This is a genomic window from Hippea maritima DSM 10411, assembly GCF_000194135.1.
GTDB classification, from domain to species: Bacteria; Campylobacterota_A; Desulfurellia; order Desulfurellales; family Hippeaceae; genus Hippea; species Hippea maritima.
In genome coordinates this window covers 155,941-179,676 of sequence record NC_015318.1, presented here as the reverse complement: position 1 = coordinate 179,676, position 23,736 = coordinate 155,941, and the positions used below count along the sequence as shown (strand labels likewise).

Sequence of the window (23,736 nt, the reverse complement as noted above, 5' to 3'; positions counted from 1 at the left end):
AAAATTATGGGAGCATTGTTGATTGTATTATCTTTCTATTTTCTCTTTAAATCTATAGAGGTATTGTTTAAATTTTTATGATAAAATTAATTACACTAAAATTTAAATTGCAACCTAAATGAGAGTGTATGAATTATGAAGAATATTGACAAAAATGTGGTACTGCTTGGGTGGGTAAGCTATTTTACAGATATGGCTTCAGCTATGATTAATCCCGTTCTGCCCGTTTTTGTTGTTTATACACTACACGAAGGTGTGGATAAATTGGGTATTATTGTTGCTGTTTCCACATTTGTATCCTACGCTTTGCGCTTCGTCTCCGGATATATTAGCGACCGTTTAAATATTACTAAACCGCTTGTTGTCGGAGGATACCTCGTATCAGCCATCTCCAAACCTCTAATTGGCTCTGCATATAACTATATAGAAATCGCTCTGCTTAAGGCCGTGGAAAGGGTTGGAAAGGCTATGCGCTCTGCCCCAAAAGATTCGATGATTGCTTTCTACAGCAAGAAAAAACGCAGCGGAAAAACATTCGGTTTTCACAAAACAATGGATATCGCAGGAGAACTCAGCGGAACGATTCTCCTTTTTGCACTGCTTTACCACTTCGGTCAAAATGAAACTATAATACGAAATATATTTCATGCGACGCTCATACCGGGTTTTGTAGGTGTGGCAATAGTTGCGCTATTTGTAAAAAATGTAAAGAGGGCAAAGAAAAAAAGTGCTGCTCATTTTGAACTCACATACAAGGATAAGGCAACCGTAAAAATACTGTTTTTCTACTTTATCTTTATATTTTTCATCTTTAACGAGGCATTCTTTACAATGCAGGCAAAGGGTGTCGGCATTGCTACAACATTTATTCCCCTGCTTTTTATTGTATCCACAACCACTCAGACAGCAACAAGCTATCTCTCCGGTATCCTTATAGACAAGATAGGCACAAAGAAAATGATGCTTGTAGCCTATGCAAGCGGAATTTTTGCCCAGTTTCTGCTTTATATTCAAAAGCCTGTTTTTACATGGATTGCCTATATATTTTTAGGGCTCTTTACCGTTATATCACTTAATGCCAACAGGGCACTCATTGCAGATTCAAGCGACAACAAAGGCTCAATATACGGTATTTTTTATGCAGGCGTTGCAGTGTTTGGGGCATCCGGTGCGTATATATGCGGCACAATTTGGAAACATATAGGTGTGAGTGCGGCGCTCGAGTTTTCGCTTGCAGGCTGTATTTCTATAACGGTATTTTATGTACTTTATGCAGCAGATTTTCTCTCTTCTGATTGACCTTAATTTAATCTTAAATGTGTCTATATTCTACTACATTCGCATCTGTTGTATCTATGTTTGTCATTGATTTTTATGTTTTTTAATTCCTTCAACAGGTAAATAGTTTTGTGCTATCGGGTTTTAATTCTCTGTATTTTATAAACTATCAGACAACTCCTGAACTGCCTTAAACCTCATCTCTACACACAAACCGGGCTTGTTTTCTTTGAAAATCAAATCTGCTTTGTGCAGATCCATTACAGCTTTTACAAGGCTTAGACCAAGACCGTTTCCCGCTAAATTTCGAGATTTGTCGAGCCTAAAAAATTTTCTTGTTAACTTCTCATAGTCTTCTGCTTTTACACCAGGCCCATTATCACACACAGAAACAACAATAAAATTCCCTTCTTTCTTGGCCAAAATAAATATTTTACTGTTTTCTTGAGTGTATTTTAAAGCATTATCCAGTATATTGAGCATTGACTGAGAAAGCAGTTGTTTATTACCATTAATAAACAGGCCATTATTTATATTTAAGGATATTTCTATACCCCTATCTTCGGCAAGCGGTTGGTAAAAATCCACAGCTTCTTGTATCAATTTTGAAATATTTACTTTCTTCCAATTTTCTCTTAAAGCGCCCGTCTCTATACGTGATATATCCAAAAGCGCATTAATCATTTTTATTATCCTGTCTATGTCATTGATAACGCTACTCAAAAACTCTAATGAGCACTCTTTTTTTTCAAGTAAAGCCATTTCAAGCTTATTCCTTATCCTGTTTAAGGGTGTCTTTATGTCATGAGCTATACTATTGGATGCTTCCCTTGACTGTTTTATAAACCTTTCCAGTTCATCCAGCATGTCGTTTATATGTCCTGCTATAGTGTCAAATTCATCATTTCTATTACTTAGTTTTATTCTTTTTGACAGATCTCCATCAGTTATACCCTTACATGCGTTTTCTATATTTTCAGCATGCTTTACTATATTTCTCCCTAAGGATAACCCCAGTACAAGCAGCAATATAACTATTAAAGTAAATATACCCGCCATTATTGCAAATAGAGTCTCCCTTAAATCTTCCGTGCCTTTAATTCCTTGAGCTATCAAAGTTTTCGATCCATCTTTAAAACGAATTGCTATCATTGGCCAAAAACCATCGCCATCTTCAACTTTGCCAATAATGTCCTTATCGGAAACCCATATATTCTTCACAGGATCACCGGTTTTTAGGTTTAAAGGCCATTTTTTTAAATCCCCTGCGATAATATTACCTCTTCTGTCAACAAGAAGATAATATTTATGATCTTCTCCTTTGAATTGTTCGTGGGACAATATGTAATCTTTAACGGCTTTTAATCCTCTACCGATGTAAATGGATTCTATCTTTTTGGACTCCCTTAAAAGATTAATCTTAATTTGATCCTGAACAAATACCGTAATAAACCAATAAAGAACCAAGAATGCCAAGCCTAATATAAAAATATATGCAAGGGAGTATTTTAAGGATAACCTCACTGCAGTGGTATGAAAAAGCTTTCTTAAACTACTCTTCAATCTTGTATCCTATTCCCCTTATGGTTTTTATAAGTTCTTTATCAAACCCCCTATCAATTTTTGATCTTAATCTACTTATATGAACATCAACAATATTGGTTTGGGGGTCAAAATTATATCCCCAAATGTTTTCAAGCAGCATTGTTCTGGTTATAACCTGACCTCTATGGCGCACAAGATACACTAACAGCTTAAATTCAGTAGGTTTTAGCTCTATTTTCTTAGCTGCCCTTGTGACCGTGTAATTTTCAAGATTTATCTTTAAATCCGCAACCTGCAAAAATTTAGCCTGAGATTCCTTGTTTCTTCTGAGTAAAACCTCAATCCTGGCTAGGAGCTCAGAAAAGGCATACGGCTTAGGAAGGTAATCGTCAGCACCAATTCTTAAGCCCTCCACCTTTTCATCAACACTGCCAAGAGCGCTAAGTATCAAAATAGGCATTCTTTTGTCTGCAGCTCTTAACATTTTTACTATGCTAAGCCCATCAATTCCGGGTAGCATTCTGTCGATTATTAAAAGGTCATATTTACTGTTCACGGCTAGATAGAGACCGTCTTTTCCGTTATCAGCATGGTCAACCGTATAGTTACTCTCAGATAGACCTTTAATTATGAAATGGGCAGTTTCTTTATCGTCTTCAATTAAAAGAATCCTCATACAAACATTTATAAAACCTCACACTTACTAAGTCAAATTACAAAATGTTAATATTTGCGCGTGAAACCAAAATTTCTAAGTTTTTGGACTTTAAGCTTTAAATGTGTATATTAAGCCTGTATGAAGGTAGCCGTTGCACTGTCGGGTGGTGTGGATTCTGCCACTGCGGCGTTTTTGCTAAAAAAAGAAGGCCATGAGGTTGTCGGTATTACACTCAAGCTATACGATGATGAGTCTTACATTAAACAGGCAGAAAAAATAGCTGAATTTTTAGGCATAGAGTGGCACTGCTTTGACTATTCTTTGGAATTCAAAAAAGGTGTAATTGATTATTTCTTTAATACATACCTAAACGGAAAAACGCCAAACCCATGTGTGGTTTGCAACAGATATGTTAAATTTAATTATCTATTGGAAGTAGCAGATAAACTAAACTGCGACAAACTTGCGACAGGGCATTATGCAAGAATTAGCCGTAAGCTGTTAAACAAACCCCTTATTGCAAAATCACCCTCGGAGAAAGACCAATCCTATTTTTTATGCTTCTTGAACGAGAGTCAGATAAAGAAGCTTATGTTTCCTTTAGGTGAACTAAACTCAAAAGAAACAACAAGGCAAATAGCGGAAAAGATCAACCTATCTTTAGCGCAAAAGAAAGATAGCTTTGATGTTTGTTTTGTAAGGGGTAATTATAGAGACCTGTTAAAAAATAGGCTAAAGGAAAAAGAGGGATATTTCATACTAAGCGGCAAGAAGATAAAAAAACACGAGGGTATATTCAGCTATACTGTTGGTCAAAGAAAAGGTTTAAGGATAGCCTACAAAGAGGCCCTGTATGTAAAAAGCATACACCCCAAAACAGGCAATATATACCTATCCACAAAGAAAGAGCTTTATAAAAGAACGGTTAGGGCTTCTGTTGAAAATCTGCTTTATGCACCAAGTGAAAAATTCAAAGCCAAAGCCAAACTCCGCTCAAAAATGGACAAGGCATTCTGCACCATCACGTTGGATAAAAAAAGCTTCCTTATGGAGTTTGATCATCCGGTCTTTGCACCAACGCCCGGGCAGGTTGCATGTGTCTATCTTGAAGATGTTGTGATTTTGGCAGGATTTATAGAAGAGGCATTTGATTAAAGCAAACTTTTTTATATAATCGGCCTATGGATAAAAAAATCGGTTATTTATCAGCAGTTTTAGCTGCACTGTTTATGGGGAGCCTCGGCGTATTTGTAAAGGCCGTTGATATTGATGCCTTTGTTTTAACGGCTTTCAGGCTTGGCATCCCCGTTGTGGTGCTGTTTTTGCTTTTGATACTCAAAAGGGTCAGGTTTGGCTTACCTTCAAAGGCCACTATAGCAAGCGGTGTGTTTTTAAGCCTTACGATCATATTTTACATTCAATCTATAAAATCCACATCGATGTCGTTGTCTGTTTTGCTTTTGTACTTAGGCCCCCAAATAGCAGCGGTTGGGGGCGTTTTCTTTTTAAAGGAAAAGTTGTCAGGATTTGATCTGCTCTGTTTGGGTCTTGCAATGGCAGGGCTTATAACGACACTTGAGTTTAGGTTTTCACTTGACCGCCTATCCTCTTTTGTTTATGGGTTACTGTCAGGCCTTTCATATGGGCTTTTGATTGTTTCAAACAGAGCAATAAAGCAGAGAGACGACCTGCTTAGCATAAGCTTTTCTCAGTTTATTGCAGGATTTTTAACAATCCTACCGTTTCTTGTTATTTTAAAACCATCCTTTAGTTTATCGATGGGAGATTTAGCTGTAGTTTTAGCCATGTCTTTGGTTTGTGGCCTTTTTGCCATAATGCTTATGATAAACGCCATAGGGCATCTGAAGGCTGCAGAATACGGCATACTCTCCTATTTGGAGATATTCTTTGCCGTGATGTTTGGCTTTTTGTTCTTTAAAGAGGATTTAAACTTGTATAAGATAGTGGGCGGTTTGATGATCGTGGCAAGCGGGATTTTGCAAACGCTAAAATCACAACTTACAAAAGGAGTGTTTAATGGGAATAGTTGATGCAATAATACTGGGAATTGTGGAAGGGCTAACCGAGTTTCTGCCCATATCCTCAACAGGACATCTGATCCTTGCAAGCACGCTGTTGAGTATAAAACAGACCGATTTTGTTAAAACATTTGAGATTGTTATACAGCTTGGGGCTATCCTGAGTGTGGTGTTTCTGTATTTTGATAGGCTAAAACGGGACTTTGAGATGTGGAAAAGGGTGATCTTTGCCTTCATTCCGACAGGAATTGTGGGTTTTGTGCTTTACAAGATCATAAAACATTATTTTTTTAACCCGCATCTGGTTGTTTACTCTCTCTTTGTTGGTGGTGTATTGATCATATTGCTTGAGGTTTATTTCAAGAAAAAGAAACCCTCAGGCAAAATAGATCAGATGGGTTATAAGGGCGCGGTTTTGGTGGGGCTGTTTCAATCCTTGGCATCAATACCTGGCACCTCCCGTTCTGCCTCAAGTATTATTGGCGGTATGTTTGCCGGACTTTCAAGAAAAGAAGCTGTGGAGTTTTCGTTTCTGCTTGCCATACCAACGATGCTTGCAGCCACAGGATACGATGTATACAAAAGCGGATTACATATAACGCCATCACAATGGCATCTGATAGCTATAGGATTTGTTGTTTCCTTCTTTTCGGCTTTGATAGCAGTTAAGGGTTTTATAGGCTTTGTAAGCAAATATACACTTATAAGTTTTGGCATATATAGAATAATAATCGCTGCTGTATTTTTTATGATAATTTAGGTGGGAGGTAAGATGAGAATAGAAGAATTTTTGAACAAGGAAAAGATTATAGCTGTAATTGGACTTGGTTATGTGGGTATGCCGCTTCTATATCATCTATCAAAATACTTTAAAACCATAGGCTTTGATGTAAAAAGGGAAAGGGTTGAGGAACTAAAGAAGGGTATAGATTCAACGGGAGAGCTTGAGGGAGTAGATTTTTTAAAAAATGGGATAGAGTTTAGCTGCGATGAGAGTGTTCTTGATGAGGCTGATGTGTTTATCGTTGCTGTGCCAACACCTATAGACAAACATAAGCTTCCAGATTTAAGACCATTAAGGAGTGCCACAAATACCGTAGCAAGGCATATAAAGAAGGGCAGCATAGTGGTTTATGAGTCAACAGTGTATCCGTTTGCCACAAAAGAGGAGTGTGTGCCGATACTGGAGAATGTTTCCAATCTAAGGTATTGCCAGGATTTCTTTGTTGGCTATTCACCCGAGAGAATAAACCCCGGCGATAAGGTGCATACACCTGACAAGATAACCAAAATAGTCAGCGGCTGTAATCAAGAAACAGCGGAACTGTTAGCTAAAATATACGGTCAGATAAACAACAACAACATCTTTATAGCAGAATCTATAGAGGTCGCAGAGGCTGCTAAGGTTATAGAGAACACCCAACGTGATATAAACATAGCTCTAATGAACGAGCTTTCTAAAATTTTTAACATGATGGGCATAAATACATACGCCGTATTGAATGCTGCAAAAACCAAATGGAATTTCTTAGCCTTCGAACCTGGTCTTGTTGGAGGACACTGCATAGGCGTTGACCCGTATTATCTGACATACAAAGCTCAGGAGATAGGCTATCATCCTGAGGTTATACTATCAGGCAGGCGCATAAACGACTCCATGGGTGAATATGTAGCTAAAGAGGCGGTCAAAAAGCTTATAAAGAGTGGCAGAACGATTTTATCAAGCAGGGCACTTATCTTAGGTATTACATTTAAGGAGAATGTGCCAGATATAAGAAACAGCAGGGTTATAGATATTGTAAGGGAGTTGGAGGAGTTTGGTGTTGTGGTTGATGTGTTTGACCCACTTGCAGATGAAAAAGAAGTAAAAAACGAATACGGTATAGAACTAAGAAGAAGAGAGCAATTAAGAAGCAATTACGATTTAGTAGTGCTGGCTGTAAAGCACAAAGACCTATTGGACGAGATAGATAAATGGATAAATCTAACAGATAAAGGCGGTGTTTTTGTTGACATAAAGGGAGTTGTTGATAAAAATAAGGTTAAAAACGCTATCTATTGGAGTTTGTGATGAAGAGCTTTGAGGAGGCATTAAAAAGGCTTGAGGAGATTGCCAAGAGGCTTGAAAATGAGAATATTATGCTTGATGAGGCTATAGGTCTGTATGAGGAGGGTATGAAGCTTGTTGAGTTCTGCTCAAAGAAGCTTGAAGAGGCTGAAAACAGGATAAAAACAATAAAATCCATAGAAAATGGCAAGATCCAAACAGAGGATTTTAATGATGAGTAAGCTAAGCCATTATAAGGAGTTGGTTGATAATTTTATAAATGAACTTGCGCAGATAAAAAGATTCCCTCCGATATTTCAGGAAGCGCTGTTTTATACGCCAAAGAGCGGCGGAAAAAGAATAAGGGCGATGCTTGTTATGTGTGCTGCCGATATGTTTGGTGCAGATGAAACAAAAAGCCTCCATATAGCATCAGCTATAGAGCTAATGCATGCATACTCTTTGATCCATGATGATCTGCCCGTAATGGATAACGATGATTTTAGAAGGGGCAAACCTGCCAACCATAAGGTGTATGGTGAGGATTTAGCTCTCCTTGTAGGAGATGGATTGAATACATATACTTTTAATGTTATAGCCGATGCCCCCATAGATGATGCAAGGAAGGTTAAAATTGTAAAATGGCTTTCAAATAATGCCGGTATTGGTGGCATGGTTGTGGGTCAAGTGGTAGATGTACTAAGCTCAAGAGATAGATTGAAAGGACACTCGCACAAAAAATTAGTAAACTTTATCCACAAACATAAAACCGCCAAACTCATACAGGCTAGTGTTGTATGTGGCGCAATCTGTGGCAATCCCGATGATGTGCAATTGGACAGGCTTGCAAAATATGGCCTTTATGCAGGCGTTGCTTTCCAGATAATAGACGATTATCTGGATGTTGTGGGAGATGAGGAAAAACTGGGTAAAAAAAAGGTAGATGAAATCAATAATACACTAACCTATCCTAAAGTTTATGGACTCAAAAGGTCTTATGATATAGCTCAAAAGCTTAAAGATATGGCTATCCTTCAAATCAAAGACATTAAAGGTAGTAAAGAGCTAATAGACATAGCTAAATTAATCGTTGAGAGGGACAGATGATAGAATTAAAACGCAAGACCAAAGAGACGGATATTGTTGTAAGGGTTGATATAGATGGTAAAGGTGATTTTAATATAGATACGGGTATAGGTTTTTTTGATCATATGCTCTCTGCATTATCTAAGCATTCGGGGATTGATTTGATGGTGAAAGCCAAAGGAGATCTTGAGGTTGACTTCCACCATACCGTTGAGGATGTGGGTATTGTCTTAGGGCAAGCCGTAAAGCAATCCCTTGAAGGCAGAAGTTTTGCTCGATTTGGATGGGCTATTGTGCCTATGGATGATGCCTTGATCTTATCAAGTGTTGATATCTGCAACAGGTTTTATCTGAATTTCGACGCCAGATTGACAGGTAATATAGGCAGTTTTGACTCAGAACTTATTGAGGAGTTCTTCAGGGCGTTTGCCTTTAATGGTGGCATGGTTTTACATATAAAACAACTAAGCGGGGCAAATAAACACCATATCGCGGAGGCTATTTTTAAATCTACCGCCCACAGCCTAAAAGCTGCCCTAAAAAGTACAGATGAAACCCCTTCAACAAAAGGAATCCTATGAAAATAGCCATAAAGACATTGGGCTGCAAACTCAATCAATATGAAACACAATTAATGATAGAAGATTTAACAAAAGAAGGACATGAAATCGTTGACTTTGAGGATATGGCTAATTTCTATATAATAAATTCTTGTGCCGTTACGGCTAAAGCTTCCAAGGAGTCGAGGCTTTTAGCCAAATCAGCAGCTAAAAGAGGTAGGGTAGTATATACCGGATGCGATAGCTATCTGGAAGAGAAATTAAAAGATAGGTTTATCTTGGCCGGTAATTCATATAAACATAAAATAATAAAGCTCATTAAAAACCCAATCAATGACATATCGGATGAGACCAAAACATATCCACTTGAAAGAATCCTCTCTCAATACAGAGGCAAAAGTAGGGCATTTGTAAAGATTCAGGAGGGCTGTAATAACCACTGCACCTACTGTATAATCTCTTTTTTGAGAGGCAGAGAAAGAGACAAAGAAAAAGATAAGGTTCTGAGTGAGATTGAATCACTTGCAAAAGCCGGATTTTCCGAAATAGTTTTAACGGGAACAAATATAGGCTCATACAGGGATCTTAAGGGACTTCTTAGGGATATAGATGCACTTGAGGGTGATTTTAGGGTTAGAATAAGCTCCATAGAGCCGATGTATGTGGATAAAGAATTCATAGATATAGTAGCCAGTGGAAGATTTGCAAACCACCTCCATATACCCCTACAATCGGGCAGCAATAAAATACTAAAACTCATGGGTAGGAATTACAAAAGAGAACATTACGAAAAGATAGTTAACTACTGCCACAAAAAGGGTGTGTTTGTAGGGTGTGATATAATTGTTGGCTTCTTTGGAGAAACCGATGAACTATTTGAAGAAACCTATTGGTTTGTAAAGAGACTACCCTTAAGTTATGCGCATGTGTTTAGCTATTCAAAAAGACCCAACACCCCAGCATATAACTTAAAACTCGATCTACCCAAAGGGCCTGTTGTCAGACAAAGAAATAGAAAACTAAGAGAGTTATTTGAGCAGAAAAAGAAAAACTCAATAAAACAAATGATAGGCAAAGAGGTTGAATTTATCATAGAGACCACGCAGGTAAACACGCAAAAAGGCAGATTCTATAAAGCCATAACAAGCCAATATTTTCCCGTGCTTGTGGATAGGTATGATACAGGACTAAAAATAGGCATACTTAAAGAGTTTGATGGTAGATTTGGATATGTAGAATGGGCAGGATAAATACGATCTCGGATAATCAGTTGATATTTTTAGGAACAGGCGGTGGCAGATTTACCGTTTTTAACCAAATAAGAAAATCCGGGGGCATCTGGTTTAAGTTAAACGGCAAACTGTTTGCGATAGACCCCGGCCCTGGCGCTTTGGTTGAGGCAATAAAACACAAACTCTATCCAAGCAAGTTAAGCGGTGTATTTTTAAGCCACAGACACTTAGATCACTCTGCCGATATAAATGCTATTATAGAGTCGATGACTGAGGGCGGACATAAAAAGAGAGGCACTGTCCTTGCACCCTATGAGGCAACAGAAGTTGATCCTGTAATATTACACTACAATAGAAAAAACTTTCATCTCATAAACCAAACCGAGTTTTCCACCTACGAAGTAGACGGCGTAAAGATTGAGGTTAAAGCGAAACATCTACATACAACAGAAACTTATGGGGCTGTTTTTTCTTTTTCTTCCCATAAATTTGCATTTATTCCGGATACCCTGTATTTTGATGATCTATCCGAACTTTACAGGGCGGATATCGTAATCATGAATACGGTATTCTGTCATACGCGCCCCGGATTTAAACATCTATCATCCGATGATGTTTGCAAGTTTTTAGAAAAACATCGACCAAAAAAGCTTATTATGACTCACTTTGGGTTATCCTTCTTAAAAGAAAAGCCCTGGGAGGTGGCAAAACAGATTGCATCAGAAACAGGTGTGGATGTGGTAGCAGCTTACGATGGTATGGTGGTTGAGTTATGATAGCAATAATAGCAAACCCCAATGCCTTAAGATTCTCATCAGAAAAACTTAAAAGAATAGCAAACCAACTAGGCAATGTAGACATCTTCTTCACCCAAAAAGCCAAAAACGGAACCGATATAGCAAATAAAATAGCAGGAAGTTATGAAATAATAGCTACATACGGCGGTGATGGCATAATAAATGAGGTAATAAATGCAGATTTAAATAGCTCAAAATTAGCTATAATACCAGCTGGCACCACAAATGTTTTAGCCATTGAACTATTTGGTAAAGCTTCGGCCAGCAAAGCCATACAAGCCATAAAAAGAGGTAAAGCCAAGACAGCATATACAGGCAAAATAAATAATACCTACTTTATACTTATGGCTGGTTTTGGTTTTGATGCAGAAAGCGTGCACAACGTAAATCCAAAACTAAAAAGAATATCAGGCAAATTTGCATATTTCAGTGCGGGTGTTGTTTCGTATTTAAAGAACCTAAAAAGGGACTGTTTTGAAATAGAAATAGAAAACAAAAGAATAGAGGCAGTTTGGGCTATAGTAAGCAAAGCAAAAAAATATGCAGGCAACTACACAATTTCGGCAAAAATAGACATATTTAAACCTCTTTTTGATGTAGTTATCTGTAGGTGCGCAAATAGGGGACTATCATTACCTTATTACAACCTTGCAATCTTTAGCGGCCTTCACAGATTCAATACGCCGTTTGTTGAACACATAATCACAGAAGGACCCATAAAAGTAAAAGGCAACTTCAAAACCCAAATAGACGGAGATGAGTTCTTAACAAAAAGCGCAGAAATATCTATTGGCAAACAAATAAAGTTAATAACATGAAAAATATCCGCTTATTTGACTACATAAACTTAGGTTTCTACATATTTATGCTATCAATAACTCTCATAAATTACCAAACCATCCCACAACCCTCAGTTATAGCTTTAATGTATGTTAGCATAATAGCAGCAACTGTCTTTCTCATCTACAACGAGACACATAATCGCATAATAAGACTTCTGAGATATTTTTATCCCTACATATTTATAGGTTTTGTCTTTGAATCTTTAGGTTTTATAGTACCCTACATAAACCCACATAATAAAGACTACATTCTAATAAAACTTGACAGACTTATTCTCGGCAAGGATGCCGCTTTAATTTTTAATATCTTCAACATAAAAGGTTTTGTGGATTATCTACAGCTTTCATACCTTTCCTATTATGTATTACCATTCTTTGTAATCTACTATTTTTACTCAAAAAACAAGATAAAACGACTGAGCTATAGTTTATTTGCCCTATCTTTAGGCTACTATCTATCTTATTTAGGATACATATTTCTACCAGCCATTGGGCCACGCTACTCTTTGGATTATCTTGCCAATATGCCATTGAACGGTGGAGCTATATTTAATGCGGTGCATCAATTGCTTAATGCATTGGAGCATATAAAACAAGATTGTTTCCCAAGCGGCCATACAGAGATATCACTACTTGTTGTGCTTTTATTCTGGGATGAAAACAGAAAAATAGCGCTTATTATTCTACCTATAGTTCTATCCTTAATACTTTCAACGCTTGTTTTAAGGTATCACTATTTCAGTGATGTTATAAGCGGTATCATAATTGCATTTTTGGTTTATTTTACATCAAAAACTATATTTTATCCTAAAGACCCAGGCTAAAAACAGAAGAAGCATTATGGTAGGCTACATCTGATATCTCCACTGCATCTTTTCCTGTAATCTCTGCCATTTTATCTATAACAAAGTATATATACAAAGGTTCGTTTCTCTTGCCCCTTTTTGGAACGGGAGCCAAATAAGGGGCATCAGTTTCAAAAACAATAAACTCAAGCGGTATTTCTTTAACAACATCTTTCAATGTAGACTTTTTAAAAGTTAAGATACCTCCTATACCGAAATACAGCCCCAAATCAAGCCCGGCTTTTAAAAGCTCATCATTGCCACTAAAGCAGTGTATTACACCTTTTAAGTCTTTCTTGGATCTTATTATGTCAATTAAATCCCTCTCAGCCTCTCTGCAATGTATAGAAACAGGCATGCCGTTCTCTGTTGCAATATCCAAAAAATTGGCAAATACCTCCTTTTGTATATCTCTGGGCGAGTGCTCATAGTAATAGTCAAGTCCAATCTCTCCAATACCAACACACTTCTTTTTGTTTAGATATTCAATTGCTCTATCAAATGCATCCTGTGTGGCTTTTTTTGCCTCATGTGGATGTATACCAACCATTTGGTAGACAGTCTCATACCTCTGCGTCAGCTTAAACTCCTTATCAAAATCTTCAGGTTCAACGGCAGGAACCAATATAGCATCTACACCTCCTGCCTTGCTGCGCTGTATAACCTCATCCCTATCCTGCTCAAACTCCTCCATATCTATGTGGCAATGGGTATCAATAATCTTATACATGCCTTAGCTCCCTGAAACACCTGTCCTTTATGGTTTTGATATCTTCAAACTCACATATGAGTTTTCCGTTTCTTATTTTATAGCCAAGCAAATCTTCCATAACACCACCGCAGTTGCATTCAACCTGGGATGTTGTGTATGGCACAACCCTGCTTGCAAAACATTTATTGCACCTTAAAAAGCTTTTTGAGCCTGACATCTTTCCCTTTTTCGCTATCGGCTTTCCTTCTATCTCAACGATATCCATAGAAAAATCAATTGTAGGCGCATTGCTTATGCTTGTTCCTACGCCAAACCCATCAGCTAAGTCTGCTATCTCTTTGATCTTTTCTTCATTCAAACCGCCACTAACAAACAATTGAACATGCTTAAAGCCCCTTATGTCCAACTCCCATCGCAACTCTTCTAAAATCTTTTGCATATTACCCCTTCTTGAGGATGGTGTATCCAATCTTATGCCGCTGAGTTTTTTGTTGAGCCTTTCTGCTACCCTAATCGTCTCAAACTTTTCATCCCCGTATGTGTCTATAAGAACAACACGAGGCACGTTGCTACTAACAACCTCATCGAAGTATTCAGCCGCTTTTAGGGTATCCCCTATCAGAAGCATTAAGGAGTGCGGCATGGTTCCCGATGGTTTTATACCAAGCATATCACCTGCAGCAACAGTTGAAAAGCCATCACATCCACCTATGTATGCAGCCCTTTCAATAGCCGGTGCAACAGCCGGATGCATTCTTCTTGCACCAAATGATAAAACGGTTTTTCCACCAGCAGCCTTTTTCATCCTTGCGGATTTGGTTGCAACACCTGATTCCTCACACAAAAAACCCAAAATAGCCGTTTCATAAACGGCAAATTCAGAATATTTACCCTCTATCTCAATAACAGGCTGGTTTTCCCTAAATACCGTGCCTTCCGGTATAGCCCTAACATTTACCTGCTTGCTGCTTAATAGCTCAAGCACCTCCTCAAGCCCACAAAACACAGCCCAATCATAGCCTTCAGGTAATCCCTTTACAGTTATCTCGGCTTTTACCGTTTTATCAAGATCCTTTGCTTGAATTACCTCAAGAGCCCTTTCAAAGTAAACATCTGTTATCTTTCCAGATTTTATTACCGCCTCATCCGCTATATACATCCCTTTTTCTCCTTTTTATGAGAGTTTTACATTGAGAACATTTTTAAACTGAGCAATAGCACACTGTCTGGATAGCTCATCCAAGGCAGACACACAATTTAGGGGTATTTCAACCTCATAACCCCTTAAAACGGCGCTGGATGCTGTATACATTATGCAAATATTTATAACGCAACCTGTAATTATTAGTTTTTTCACGCCAAGCTGCTTTAGGAGACTATCCAACTCAGTGTTATAAAAACCATCATATGTAGTTTTTTCAACTATAAAATCACCTTCCTGAGGTTTTAGCTCATCCACTATTTCTGCACCCTTGCTACCCCTAACGCAGTGCTTTGGCCATATTTTAAACTCTTTGTCATCCTCCGCATGGGCATCACAAACATATATTACTGCGGTACCGCTTTTTCTTTTTTCATCCAGCAACGCTTTTATATTGGGTATTATTTTGGCATTTTCTTTAACCTTAAGAGGAGCGCTATCAAGGGTAAAATCGTTTAGCATATCAACAACCAATACAGCCTCTTTCATAGTTCACCTCCAAACAGTGGCAAAGATACACCTAAATATGAACAAAATCAAGCCTTGCGCGGTCCGAATATAGCCGTTCCTATTCTGACGATATTTGCCCCTTCCTGTATTGCTATCTTGTATGTATCTGTCATGCCCATAGATAGATATTTCATCTCAACATTATCGATGCCCAGGCGTTTAACTTCATCAAAGATCTGTTTGGTTAGTTTAAAATAAATCCGTGCATCCTCAGGTTCTTCAGTGGCCTTTCCCATGGTCATAAGACCTTCTACACGTATATTTTTAAGGAGACTTATATGTTTTATAAGGTTTATTGCATCATCAGGCATAACGCCGCTTTTCTGAGGCTCCTCGGCTGAGTTTATCTCGATTAAGATAGGCATTACCTTTGATATAGCCTCACATTTTTTACTCAGCCTTTCTGCGTCCTCAAAGCTGTCTATGGTTTCTATCATATTTATGATCTTGAGGTATTTTGTCCTGAATAACTCATTCTTCTGATTTTTCACAGAACCTATAAAGTGCCATTTGGCCTTTTTGCCGATTTTATCGTATACAGCCCTTAAATCCTTAATATAGTTTTGACCAATTACCGTTATACCTGCATCTATTACCTGAAGGATTTCATCGGCCGTTCTTGTTTTAGCTGCTGCTTCAACTATTACGCCCTCTGGTATTTCTCTAAGCAGTGCCTCCGTTCTTTCCTTAATGGACATAATCTCACCTCTTTTTTGCTAAGTATAACACAAAAACTAAAGTTTTCAATTTACGATTCATTAAGCCCTTTGTTTTATCCATAAACTCAAACACCTCTAAACAAAAAGTTATAAGAGAATTCGGAGCAAAAACCAATAAAAAAGGCAAGCGGTTGACTTTGAATGATTTTAGTGGTATTTGTTTTGTTCAATCAATTGGTGTGGAGGTTTTGGCGTGTTTGAGGTAAACAAAACCATAGAAGAGATTAATGAGAAGATAAAAAAGGGAGAAGCTGTAGTTGTAAATGCCGAGGAAATGATAGATATAGTTGAAAAAGAGGGCTTTGTCGGAGCTGCTAAAAAGGTGGATGTTGTAACTACCGGCACATTTGGAACCATGTGTTCAAGCGGAGCCTTGATAAACTTCGGTCATACATCGCCAAAAATAAAAGCTTCGAAGGTTTGGCTAAATGATGTTGAGGCCTATGGTGCAATTGCAGCTGTAGATTGTTATTTAGGTGCAACAGCTGTAAAAGAGGGAGATCCTTTAAATGCTGTTCACCCAGGTAGATTTGAATATGGCGGAGGCCATGTAATAGAAGATTTAATAGCCAGAAAACCTGTAAAACTTATAGCCGAGGGGTACACAACCGACTGTTATCCGGCAAAGCATATAGAGATGGAGATAACTATAGATGATCTGAGACAAGCAACACTCATGAGCCCAAGAAACGCCTATCAGAACTACTCAGTAGCCGTAAACTCCACAGGCAAAACCATCTACACTTATATGGGTGTGTTAAAGCCCAACTTTGCAAATGCCACCTACTCATCATCAGGTCAATTGTCCCCACTTCTCAATGATCCATTCTATCTGACTATAGGTATAGGCACGAGGATATTTTTAGGTGGTGGTGTAGGGTATGTAATCTATCATGGAACACAGCATAATCCTGACGAGGAAAGGAATAAAAGAGGGGTTCCAAAAACCGGTGCTGGGGCAATAGCCGTTATGGGGGATATGAAACAAATGAACCCAGACTTTGTCAAAGGGGCATCGATTTTGGGATATGGTGCTTCATTAAGTATTGGTGTAGGCATACCTATACCAATTTTAAACGAAGAGATGGCTTTCTTTACCTCTGTTAGAGATGAGGAGATAGATGCATACATATTTGATTATGGCCATGACTATCCACTAAAGATAGACAACAACTACGGCCTAACAAACTACAAGGAACTAAGAAGCGGCTTTATAACGGTAAATGGTAAAAAAGTGCCAACAGCACCGCTTTCAAGCTACGTCGGCGCTATGAAGGTAGCAGAAACACTAAAACAGTGGATAATGGATAAAAAGTTCTATTTGACAAGGCCATCGATGAATTTACCCACTTCAAAAGATTATAAACCTTTAAAATACTTGAAGCAATATGAGAAGGGTCTATAGAGAGCTATTTAACCTTGAAGGATTTGAATCTTTTGAGGTCTCATATAAAAAGAGTAATTTATTTATCAAAAGCTGTAAAAATGCAAGGTTTGAAGTGTTTAAATACTTGAAAAAACTCATCGATGAGCTTGAAATATATATAGAAAAAAGAAAAGATTTTTTAAGCTCTCTAACCCCAATAAAACAAGACAAAAAAGCGCCTAAAATAGCACAGGCTATGATAGAGGCAGCAAGGATTGCAGGCGTTGGACCTATGGCTGCCGTAGCGGGTGCTGTAGCTGAATTTATAGGCAAAAATCTCTTAAAAGAGTGCAATGAATGTATAGTGGAAAATGGTGGTGATGTATTTTTAAAATTAAATAAACAAGCAACTATAGGTGTATTTACCACAAATCCCTATTTTAAAGATAAATTAGCCATAAACCTAAGTTGCACCGGTTTAGGTTGTGGAATATGCTCATCAAGCTCAAAGATAGGCCCATCTTTGAGCTTAGGAAGAGCAGATCTTGCAATGATAGTCGATAAAGATTGCGCAAAAGCCGATGCTTTGGCCACAAAAACGGCTAATCTAATCAAAGAAGAAAGCGATATAGATAAAGCCATAGAGTTTGCCAAGTCAAAAAACATAATTGGATGTCTGTTTATAAAAGATAAAAAACTAGGTATCTGGGGGAATTTAAAAGTTGTTTAAGGAGGAGAGATGATATCAAAAAAGATAGTTTTAAGGTTTCCAAAAGATATAGCAGATAAACCCTTAATATCCGACATCTGCAAAAAATACGATTTAACCTTTAATATAATGAAAGCCAACATCTTTCCCAGAAAAGAAGGGGTTTTGACCCTTGAGATATCTGGAGAGGACAAAGCCTTTTATAAAGGCATAGACTACCTGAAACAAAATGGCGTAGAGCTTACATTCGTTGAAGAGAGTATCAAACGGAATGAGGAAAAATGTTATCATTGCGGTTTCTGTGTTGCCGTATGCCCAACCCAGGCTCTAACCATAAACGACAGAAAAACAATGAGGGTTGATCTCTACAAAGATAGATGTATAGCCTGTGGTTATTGTGTTAAAGTTTGCCCTGTTAAGGCTATGAATTTAGAGAATGAAATTTAATAGCGCCAATCTATAAAGTTATACATAATACCGGCATTGGTCGGTTTTATTCCTTTAATTTTTCGGTTTATTGCGACTATTGATGTTGGATAGTACAAAAATATGTAAGGATATTGATGCACAATTAAATCATTGATTTTTGAATACAGTTTCCTGCTTTTGGCTTTATCGAAAGTTACCCTTGCCTTTTCTATAAGCTTATCAACCCTTTTATCATGAAAGCCCACGAAATTAAATCCACCCTTAAAATCGCTTTTTGAGTCCCATAGAGAGTATTGATCTGGATCAGCTCCAAGTTGCCAGCCCAATATTATTGCATCGAAATGCCTTTCGTTAACCATGTTCAAAAATGCCTGCCATTCCATTATTCTGATTTTCATGTCAATGCCTATTTTTCTTAAATATTGCTGAATCATAATAGCCGCATATTTTCTCTGCGTGTTTCCCTGGTTTGTATAAAGAGTAAACTCAAATTTATGTCCATTTTTATACAAAAATCCATCCTTAGCCATTCTATAGCCTAAAGACTCAAGTAGTTTAGTTGCCCCTTCTGGGTTATATCTACATACTGTCTTATCTGAAAAAAACGGAGAGTTTACAGGATAAATAGAGTCTGCAACCTTTCCAAACCCAAATAGAATTGTTTTCTTTATCTGCTGCCTGTCTATAGCCATACAGATAGCCTTCCTAACTCTCACATCACTAAACATCTTAAGCTTCAAATTAAAACCCAGAAATGTATAGCCCGATGATGGCTCAAAGTAGATTCTATATCTATTTCTGTATTTGCCTTTAAATTCGTATTTGTACTGAAGTGGCGTTAAAGAGAGCATATCTAATTTACCGTTTTTCAACACAAGAAGGGCTGTTGTGGAATCTGGTATGATTTTATAGATCACTGTGTCTATATTTGGCTTGTGTATAAAATACCCGTCAAACGCCTCTAATTTTAAATATTGGGCATTTTTCCATTCTATTAGTTTATACGGACCTGTTCCTATAGGCTTTCTATTAAACTCATCAGTAGCTATACTTTTTGAGTTTTTAAGCAGATGCTCAGGGACAATACCCATCATCCAGGAATAAAGAGCAGGTTTAAACGGATAAGGATACTCAACAACCACCGTGTAGTTATCAGGTGCATATATCTTTTTTATGAGCTTATACTTCCCTGCATAAGGTGTAGGTGTCTTGGGGTCTGTTATAAGTTTATAAGTAAAAATAACATCCTTGACACTAAATTTAACTCTATCTTGCCAGTATACATTTTTTCTCAAATGAAATATAATTTTTTTGCCACCATCTTCGAATTCATAGCTTTTAGCCAAATCACCGACTATTTTCATATTCTTATCAAGTTTTAAAAGACCATTAAAAATATAGGAAGATATTTCACCGCTTGATGAATCTACAGCTAAGAAAGGTATGAACCGCTTTGGATTTGCACCCAAAGAAAAATAAACAATAGAGGCTTCTGCCTGAACAAAAAAAATAAAGACAAAGCAAACTAAAAGCAGAAGCCTTTTCATGCTACTTTGTTATTGGCTTTGTTTCTGGATTAACTGGCACATTAGCTGTTTTGTTTGTTTGGGTCGTTGTCGTTGGTATGCTCGTTGTTATAGAAGAAGTATTGGATTTGTAAATTATATATGAAATGCCGATTGAGTTAAGCATGAAAACAAAAGCCAAGCCCCAAGTTATCTTGGCAAGAAAACTCATAGCACCTGTTGGGCCAAATAATGTATCGGCTGCTCCTGTTCCGAACGCAACGCCCATTTCTGCACCCTTTCCTTTCTGTAACAAAATCAACCCAACAAGAATTAGGCCTAAAAATACCTGAAGTATGACCATTAAAGTAAGCATTCAAACCCCCTTTGCTTTCTCGAATTCCACTATAATTCTTTTTAAGCTGCCTGTATCCAAACTTGCAGAGCCAACCAAAAATCCATTTACTGTATCTATTTTTGCAAGGTTAAAGGCGTTTTCTGGCTTTACACTTCCACCATATAGAATCGGAACGTCTTCAACTAAATTAGCTAAAAAGTTGTGCATCTCCCCAACGGTAGCCTCATCAGCAGCAACGCCTGTGCCAATAGCCCAAACAGGCTCATATGCAATAATTACCTTATTCAAATCAACACCATCAAGCGCTGAGATAATCTGCCTTTCAACAACATCGAATGCCTTGTCCTCTTTTCTTTGAGAGAGTGTCTCACCCACACAAAGAATGGGCTTAAGGTTGTATTCTAAGGCTTTTTTTACCTTTTTCTGGATATCTATATCACTTTCAAGAAATATATGCCTTCTTTCAGAGTGACCTATTATTACATATTCACAGCCTACGCTTTTTAGCATGGACGGTGAAACTTCCCCGGTGAATGCTCCTTTATCCTCAAAATATACATTTTGTGCGCCGAGCTTGATATTAGATTCATTAAAAATATTAGCCAGTGGATGTAAAAACACAAAACTGGGACAAACAATGATTTCGGTTTTACCAAAACTACTCAGGTCATCTTTCATCTGAGATGCCACTTGTATAGCACTATCAAGGTCAAAATGCATTTTCCAATTGGCAGCAATTATATTTCTCATCATGACTTACTCTCCAACACTTCAACTACGGGTAAGGTTTTACCCTCCAAAAGCTTTAAAGAAGCCCCTCCACCTGTTGATATATAACTCATATTATGGCTTTGTCCAGCCTTTTCTACAGCCTCAGCTGTATCGCCTCCACCCACAACACTCAAAGCATTTAGGTTTCCTATAGCTTTTGCAATCTCGTTTGTACCGTTTGCAAACGCATTAACTTCAAAAACACCCATAGGTCCATTCCAAACAACAACTTTGGCATCACTAAGGGCTTCTTTAAATAGTTCAATGGTAGCAGGCCCTATATCCAACCCCATCAGATCATCTGGAATCTCCTGATATGTAAATGTTCTGGAATTAGTTGCATCCTCAACGGATGTAGAACAAACAAAATCAACGGGCAGATAGAACCTAACACCTTTACCTTTTGCCTTCTCCATTACTCTTTTTGCCTCATCTATTAAATCATCCTCAACAAGGCTTTTACCCGTTTCATAGCCCAATGCCTTCAAAAAGGTAAAAGCTTGAGCGCCACCTATTATAAGCTTATCGGCCTTATCAATTAGATTAATCAAACAATCCAATTTCCCCGAAACCTTTGCGCCACCTATGACGGCTACAAAGGGTTTATCTTCAATGGTGAATATCTTGTTAAAATAGTCCAACTCCTTCTTCAATAAAAATCCGCCCACAGCTATTAGAGCAAGCTTGGGCAGCGCATAAACTGATGCATGTTTTCTATGACATACACCAAATGCGTCGTTTACATAAATATCAAATAGCTCAATAAGTTGCCTGGCAAATTCCTCGGAGTTTGCCTCCTCTTCGGGATAAAATCTTAAATTTTCAAGAAGAGCAACATCACCATCACCTAAAGCATCAATCAAATCTCTTTGAGTCTTAAAATCCTCAATGAATACAACATTCCTGCCAAGTAGCGTTGAGAGTCTCTTTGCTACAGCCTTCAAAGAATACTTAGGGTCAGGTTTACCCTTTGGTCTTCCAAGATGGCTTGCTAAGATTACTTTTGCCTTGTTATCTATTGCATATTGAATTGTGGGAAGAGCTGCCCTTATCCTATTGTCATCTGTAATATTGCCATTTTCATCCATGGGAACATTGAAATCGCACCGTATAAAGACTCTCTTACCTTTTATGTCAACATCGTTTATAAACCTCATCACATACCCTCTTCGGCTATCTTCAGCATAAGGTCTCTAAGCCTTGATGAGTAACCCCACTCATTATCGTACCAAGATAAAACTTTAATTAGTTTTCCATCGATTACCATCGTTTCCAAGCTATCAAACATACTGGAATGCGGATTACCGTTCAAATCGCTTGATACAACAGGCTCATCAAGGTACTGCATTATGTCCTTCATATAGGTTTCACTAGCCTCTTTAACAGCCTTATTAACTGTTTCTATGTCGGTTTGTTTTTCAACCTCAACAACCAAATCCACCAACGATACATTGGGTGTTGGAACCCTTATGGAGATACCATCCAGCTTGCCTTTAAGCGATGGTATAACAAGGCCTACAGCAATTGCAGCGCCCGTGGTTGTTGGGATTATGTTTGCAGCAGCAGCTCTTGCCCTTCTTAGGTCTTTATGAGGCAGATCAAGGATCCTCTGGTCGTTTGTGTATGAATGAACCGTTGTCATAAAGCCGTGTATAATCGTAAAGTTGTCGTGCAAAATCTTGGCAAGTGGCGCCACGCAATTTGTCGTGCAGGACGCATTGGAAATAATATCGTTGTTTTTGAAATCAAACTCCTTATCGTTAACACCCAAAACAACTGTGGGCACATCACCACCCTTTGCAGGTGCACTTATAACAACCTTTTTGGCTCCCGCCTCTAAATGGGCACTTGCCTTATCCCTACTCCTGAAAATACCTGTAGATTCTAAAACAAGATCAACACCCAAATCTCCCCAGGGCAGTTGCTTTGGGTCTTTTTCTGCAAAGACTTTAATCTCTTTACCGTTAAACAGTATCGCATCATCCTTGCTCTCTATCTTATGGTCATACAAAACACCGTGCACAGAGTCATACTTCAACAGGTGAGCCAAGGTTTTTGCATCTGTTAAATCATTAATAGCTATGATATCTATGTCATCGTAACCGATACACGCTCTAAAAAAGGCCCTACCTATCCTTCCAAAACCGTTTATTGCAACCTTTATGGACATAGCATTACCTCCGAAAAAAATTTGGCTACAGTATACATAAAAATCCTATTTTTTCAAGCATTTACACCCTGTAGGAGAGAACAAAAATAAAAAAATGGTAGCCCCAAGGGGAATCGAACCCCTGTTTTCGGCGTGAGAGGCCGACGTCCTAACCGCTAGACGATGGGGCCACAATTAACAATGGCTGGGATGCAGGGATTCGAACCCCGACTCGCGGATCCAGAGTCCGCTGTCCTACCGTTAGACGACATCCCAAACCTGCTGGGATTTTACAGTTTTAGATTTAAAAGTCAAGGTTTTTGATTTTGATATAAGCAAAAATTTGACTTTTGGTTTTTTTGCTGTATTATGAAGGAG

The 23,736-nt window shown here is 38.0% G+C and carries 26 protein-coding genes and 2 tRNA genes; 15 read left to right on the top strand and 13 right to left on the bottom strand.

The window, feature by feature from the left end:
- Nucleotides 1-135 precede the first annotated feature (135 nt).
- Entirely contained in the window at nt 136-1,299 is a 1,164-nt protein-coding gene (locus tag HIPMA_RS00915) for an MFS transporter (RefSeq protein WP_013681206.1), read from the top strand.
- 138 nt (nt 1,300-1,437) lie between these two features.
- Here HIPMA_RS00915 and HIPMA_RS08965 read toward each other — a convergent pair whose 3' ends face one another.
- Nucleotides 1,438-2,841 (bottom strand): sensor histidine kinase, encoded by a 1,404-nt coding sequence (locus HIPMA_RS08965; protein ID WP_013681205.1) that lies wholly within the window; start codon nt 2,839-2,841, stop codon nt 1,438-1,440.
- Nucleotides 2,831-3,499, bottom strand: coding sequence for a response regulator transcription factor (locus HIPMA_RS00905; RefSeq protein ID WP_013681204.1), 669 nt, complete (start codon nt 3,497-3,499; stop codon nt 2,831-2,833). The genes HIPMA_RS08965 and HIPMA_RS00905 overlap by 11 nt, the downstream gene beginning before the upstream one ends.
- 120 nt (nt 3,500-3,619) lie before the next feature.
- On the opposite strand from HIPMA_RS00905, the gene mnmA reads away from it, so the two are divergent.
- From mnmA to HIPMA_RS00850, 11 genes are read left to right on the top strand one after another with little or no spacing between them, the layout of a single operon-like run.
- Nucleotides 3,620-4,636, top strand: coding sequence for a tRNA 2-thiouridine(34) synthase MnmA (gene mnmA / locus HIPMA_RS00900; protein ID WP_013681203.1), 1,017 nt, complete (start codon nt 3,620-3,622; stop codon nt 4,634-4,636).
- Nucleotides 4,637-4,662: 26 nt separating this feature from the next.
- On the top strand, nt 4,663-5,532 hold the full coding sequence (locus HIPMA_RS00895) for a DMT family transporter (RefSeq protein WP_013681202.1): 870 nt from the start codon (nt 4,663-4,665) through the stop codon (nt 5,530-5,532).
- Nucleotides 5,519-6,280: an undecaprenyl-diphosphate phosphatase gene (locus HIPMA_RS00890; protein ID WP_013681201.1), complete on the top strand. Its 762-nt coding sequence runs from the start codon at nt 5,519-5,521 to the stop codon at nt 6,278-6,280. Before HIPMA_RS00895 ends, HIPMA_RS00890 begins: the two co-directional genes overlap by 14 nt.
- 12 nt (nt 6,281-6,292) lie before the next feature.
- Nucleotides 6,293-7,591 (top strand): nucleotide sugar dehydrogenase, encoded by a 1,299-nt coding sequence (locus HIPMA_RS00885; RefSeq protein WP_013681200.1) that lies wholly within the window; start codon nt 6,293-6,295, stop codon nt 7,589-7,591.
- Nucleotides 7,591-7,809, top strand: a complete 219-nt coding sequence (xseB, locus tag HIPMA_RS00880; protein WP_013681199.1) for an exodeoxyribonuclease VII small subunit — start codon at nt 7,591-7,593, stop codon at nt 7,807-7,809. Before HIPMA_RS00885 ends, xseB begins: the two co-directional genes overlap by 1 nt.
- On the top strand, nt 7,772-8,674 hold the full coding sequence (locus HIPMA_RS00875; RefSeq protein ID WP_083809729.1) for a polyprenyl synthetase family protein: 903 nt from the start codon (nt 7,772-7,774) through the stop codon (nt 8,672-8,674). Before xseB ends, HIPMA_RS00875 begins: the two co-directional genes overlap by 38 nt.
- Nucleotides 8,671-9,234, top strand: a complete 564-nt coding sequence (gene hisB / locus HIPMA_RS00870; RefSeq protein WP_013681197.1) for an imidazoleglycerol-phosphate dehydratase HisB — start codon at nt 8,671-8,673, stop codon at nt 9,232-9,234. Before HIPMA_RS00875 ends, hisB begins: the two co-directional genes overlap by 4 nt.
- The gene (mtaB, locus tag HIPMA_RS00865) at nt 9,231-10,463 is read left to right on the top strand and encodes a tRNA (N(6)-L-threonylcarbamoyladenosine(37)-C(2))-methylthiotransferase MtaB (protein ID WP_013681196.1); all 1,233 of its coding nucleotides are present in this window, start codon (nt 9,231-9,233) and stop codon (nt 10,461-10,463) included. The genes hisB and mtaB overlap by 4 nt, the downstream gene beginning before the upstream one ends.
- Nucleotides 10,451-11,221, top strand: a complete 771-nt coding sequence (locus HIPMA_RS00860) for an MBL fold metallo-hydrolase (RefSeq protein WP_013681195.1) — start codon at nt 10,451-10,453, stop codon at nt 11,219-11,221. The genes mtaB and HIPMA_RS00860 overlap by 13 nt, the downstream gene beginning before the upstream one ends.
- Entirely contained in the window at nt 11,218-12,060 is an 843-nt protein-coding gene (locus tag HIPMA_RS08960) for a diacylglycerol/lipid kinase family protein (RefSeq protein ID WP_013681194.1), read from the top strand. Before HIPMA_RS00860 ends, HIPMA_RS08960 begins: the two co-directional genes overlap by 4 nt.
- Entirely contained in the window at nt 12,057-12,908 is an 852-nt protein-coding gene (locus HIPMA_RS00850; RefSeq protein ID WP_013681193.1) for a phosphatase PAP2 family protein, read from the top strand. The genes HIPMA_RS08960 and HIPMA_RS00850 overlap by 4 nt, the downstream gene beginning before the upstream one ends.
- On the opposite strand, the gene HIPMA_RS00845 is transcribed toward HIPMA_RS00850, so the two are convergent.
- The 4 genes from HIPMA_RS00845 to HIPMA_RS00830 are packed head-to-tail and all read right to left on the bottom strand — an operon-like array spanning nt 12,892 to nt 16,050.
- Nucleotides 12,892-13,659 carry a TatD family hydrolase gene (locus tag HIPMA_RS00845; RefSeq protein ID WP_013681192.1) on the bottom strand — a complete coding sequence of 256 codons (768 nt, stop codon included), beginning with the start codon at nt 13,657-13,659 and terminating at the stop codon, nt 12,892-12,894. The two genes, HIPMA_RS00850 and HIPMA_RS00845, sit on opposite strands and share 17 nt — an antisense overlap.
- On the bottom strand, nt 13,652-14,800 hold the full coding sequence (locus HIPMA_RS00840; protein WP_013681191.1) for a nicotinate phosphoribosyltransferase: 1,149 nt from the start codon (nt 14,798-14,800) through the stop codon (nt 13,652-13,654). The genes HIPMA_RS00845 and HIPMA_RS00840 overlap by 8 nt, the downstream gene beginning before the upstream one ends.
- Before the next feature lie 15 nt (nt 14,801-14,815).
- On the bottom strand, nt 14,816-15,331 hold the full coding sequence (locus tag HIPMA_RS00835) for a cysteine hydrolase family protein (protein ID WP_013681190.1): 516 nt from the start codon (nt 15,329-15,331) through the stop codon (nt 14,816-14,818).
- Between the two features lie 47 nt (nt 15,332-15,378).
- On the bottom strand, nt 15,379-16,050 hold the full coding sequence (locus tag HIPMA_RS00830; RefSeq protein ID WP_013681189.1) for a YggS family pyridoxal phosphate-dependent enzyme: 672 nt from the start codon (nt 16,048-16,050) through the stop codon (nt 15,379-15,381).
- 214 nt (nt 16,051-16,264) lie between these two features.
- Here HIPMA_RS00830 and HIPMA_RS00825 point away from each other — a divergent pair, with 214 nt between their 5' ends.
- From HIPMA_RS00825 to HIPMA_RS00815, 3 genes are read left to right on the top strand one after another with little or no spacing between them, the layout of a single operon-like run.
- Complete coding sequence (locus tag HIPMA_RS00825) at nt 16,265-17,476, top strand: homocysteine biosynthesis protein (RefSeq protein WP_013681188.1); 1,212 nt, start codon at nt 16,265-16,267, stop codon at nt 17,474-17,476.
- Entirely contained in the window at nt 17,460-18,167 is a 708-nt protein-coding gene (locus HIPMA_RS00820) for a UPF0280 family protein (RefSeq protein ID WP_013681187.1), read from the top strand. The genes HIPMA_RS00825 and HIPMA_RS00820 overlap by 17 nt, the downstream gene beginning before the upstream one ends.
- Nucleotides 18,168-18,176: 9 nt before the next feature.
- Nucleotides 18,177-18,593: an NIL domain-containing protein gene (locus tag HIPMA_RS00815; RefSeq protein ID WP_013681186.1), complete on the top strand. Its 417-nt coding sequence runs from the start codon at nt 18,177-18,179 to the stop codon at nt 18,591-18,593.
- On the opposite strand, the gene HIPMA_RS00810 is transcribed toward HIPMA_RS00815, so the two are convergent.
- From HIPMA_RS00810 to HIPMA_RS00780, 7 genes are all read right to left on the bottom strand, one after another.
- On the bottom strand, nt 18,590-20,122 hold the full coding sequence (locus HIPMA_RS00810) for a peptide-binding protein (protein ID WP_013681185.1): 1,533 nt from the start codon (nt 20,120-20,122) through the stop codon (nt 18,590-18,592). The two genes, HIPMA_RS00815 and HIPMA_RS00810, sit on opposite strands and share 4 nt — an antisense overlap.
- A 1-nt stretch (nt 20,123) precedes the next feature.
- The gene (gene secG / locus HIPMA_RS08955; RefSeq protein ID WP_013681184.1) at nt 20,124-20,456 is read right to left on the bottom strand and encodes a preprotein translocase subunit SecG; all 333 of its coding nucleotides are present in this window, start codon (nt 20,454-20,456) and stop codon (nt 20,124-20,126) included.
- Entirely contained in the window at nt 20,457-21,191 is a 735-nt protein-coding gene (gene tpiA, locus HIPMA_RS00800) for a triose-phosphate isomerase (RefSeq protein WP_013681183.1), read from the bottom strand.
- Nucleotides 21,188-22,366, bottom strand: coding sequence for a phosphoglycerate kinase (locus HIPMA_RS00795; RefSeq protein WP_013681182.1), 1,179 nt, complete (start codon nt 22,364-22,366; stop codon nt 21,188-21,190). Before HIPMA_RS00795 ends, tpiA begins: the two co-directional genes overlap by 4 nt.
- Nucleotides 22,366-23,379, bottom strand: a complete 1,014-nt coding sequence (gene gap, locus HIPMA_RS00790) for a type I glyceraldehyde-3-phosphate dehydrogenase (protein ID WP_013681181.1) — start codon at nt 23,377-23,379, stop codon at nt 22,366-22,368. The genes HIPMA_RS00795 and gap overlap by 1 nt, the downstream gene beginning before the upstream one ends.
- A gap of 95 nt (nt 23,380-23,474) precedes the next feature.
- Nucleotides 23,475-23,549, bottom strand: a tRNA-Glu gene (locus HIPMA_RS00785).
- 11 nt (nt 23,550-23,560) lie between these two features.
- Nucleotides 23,561-23,634: transfer RNA gene (locus HIPMA_RS00780), tRNA-Gln, on the bottom strand.
- Between the last annotated feature and the right edge of the window lie 102 nt (nt 23,635-23,736).

Coding starts and splice junctions, on each gene's coding strand:
- HIPMA_RS00875 (WP_083809729.1), top strand. CDS start 7,772: ATGGCAAGATCCAAACAGAGGATTTTAATGATGAGTAAGCTAAGCCAT.
- mtaB (WP_013681196.1), top strand. CDS start 9,231: ATGAAAATAGCCATAAAGACATTGGGCTGCAAACTCAATCAATATGAA.
- gap (WP_013681181.1), bottom strand. CDS start 23,379: ATGTCCATAAAGGTTGCAATAAACGGTTTTGGAAGGATAGGTAGGGCC.
- tpiA (WP_013681183.1), bottom strand. CDS start 21,191: ATGATGAGAAATATAATTGCTGCCAATTGGAAAATGCATTTTGACCTT.
- mnmA (WP_013681203.1), top strand. CDS start 3,620: ATGAAGGTAGCCGTTGCACTGTCGGGTGGTGTGGATTCTGCCACTGCG.
- HIPMA_RS00840 (WP_013681191.1), bottom strand. CDS start 14,800: ATGTATATAGCGGATGAGGCGGTAATAAAATCTGGAAAGATAACAGAT.
- xseB (WP_013681199.1), top strand. CDS start 7,591: ATGAAGAGCTTTGAGGAGGCATTAAAAAGGCTTGAGGAGATTGCCAAG.
- HIPMA_RS00890 (WP_013681201.1), top strand. CDS start 5,519: ATGGGAATAGTTGATGCAATAATACTGGGAATTGTGGAAGGGCTAACC.
- HIPMA_RS00845 (WP_013681192.1), bottom strand. CDS start 13,659: ATGTATAAGATTATTGATACCCATTGCCACATAGATATGGAGGAGTTT.
- HIPMA_RS08960 (WP_013681194.1), top strand. CDS start 11,218: ATGATAGCAATAATAGCAAACCCCAATGCCTTAAGATTCTCATCAGAA.
- HIPMA_RS00850 (WP_013681193.1), top strand. CDS start 12,057: ATGAAAAATATCCGCTTATTTGACTACATAAACTTAGGTTTCTACATA.
- secG (WP_013681184.1), bottom strand. CDS start 20,456: ATGCTTACTTTAATGGTCATACTTCAGGTATTTTTAGGCCTAATTCTT.
- HIPMA_RS00810 (WP_013681185.1), bottom strand. CDS start 20,122: ATGAAAAGGCTTCTGCTTTTAGTTTGCTTTGTCTTTATTTTTTTTGTT.
- HIPMA_RS00905 (WP_013681204.1), bottom strand. CDS start 3,499: ATGAGGATTCTTTTAATTGAAGACGATAAAGAAACTGCCCATTTCATA.
- HIPMA_RS00835 (WP_013681190.1), bottom strand. CDS start 15,331: ATGAAAGAGGCTGTATTGGTTGTTGATATGCTAAACGATTTTACCCTT.
- hisB (WP_013681197.1), top strand. CDS start 8,671: ATGATAGAATTAAAACGCAAGACCAAAGAGACGGATATTGTTGTAAGG.
- HIPMA_RS00885 (WP_013681200.1), top strand. CDS start 6,293: ATGAGAATAGAAGAATTTTTGAACAAGGAAAAGATTATAGCTGTAATT.
- HIPMA_RS00915 (WP_013681206.1), top strand. CDS start 136: ATGAAGAATATTGACAAAAATGTGGTACTGCTTGGGTGGGTAAGCTAT.
- HIPMA_RS00795 (WP_013681182.1), bottom strand. CDS start 22,366: ATGAGGTTTATAAACGATGTTGACATAAAAGGTAAGAGAGTCTTTATA.
- HIPMA_RS00830 (WP_013681189.1), bottom strand. CDS start 16,050: ATGTCCATTAAGGAAAGAACGGAGGCACTGCTTAGAGAAATACCAGAG.
- HIPMA_RS00860 (WP_013681195.1), top strand. CDS start 10,451: ATGGGCAGGATAAATACGATCTCGGATAATCAGTTGATATTTTTAGGA.
- HIPMA_RS00820 (WP_013681187.1), top strand. CDS start 17,460: ATGAGAAGGGTCTATAGAGAGCTATTTAACCTTGAAGGATTTGAATCT.
- HIPMA_RS00895 (WP_013681202.1), top strand. CDS start 4,663: ATGGATAAAAAAATCGGTTATTTATCAGCAGTTTTAGCTGCACTGTTT.
- HIPMA_RS00815 (WP_013681186.1), top strand. CDS start 18,177: ATGATATCAAAAAAGATAGTTTTAAGGTTTCCAAAAGATATAGCAGAT.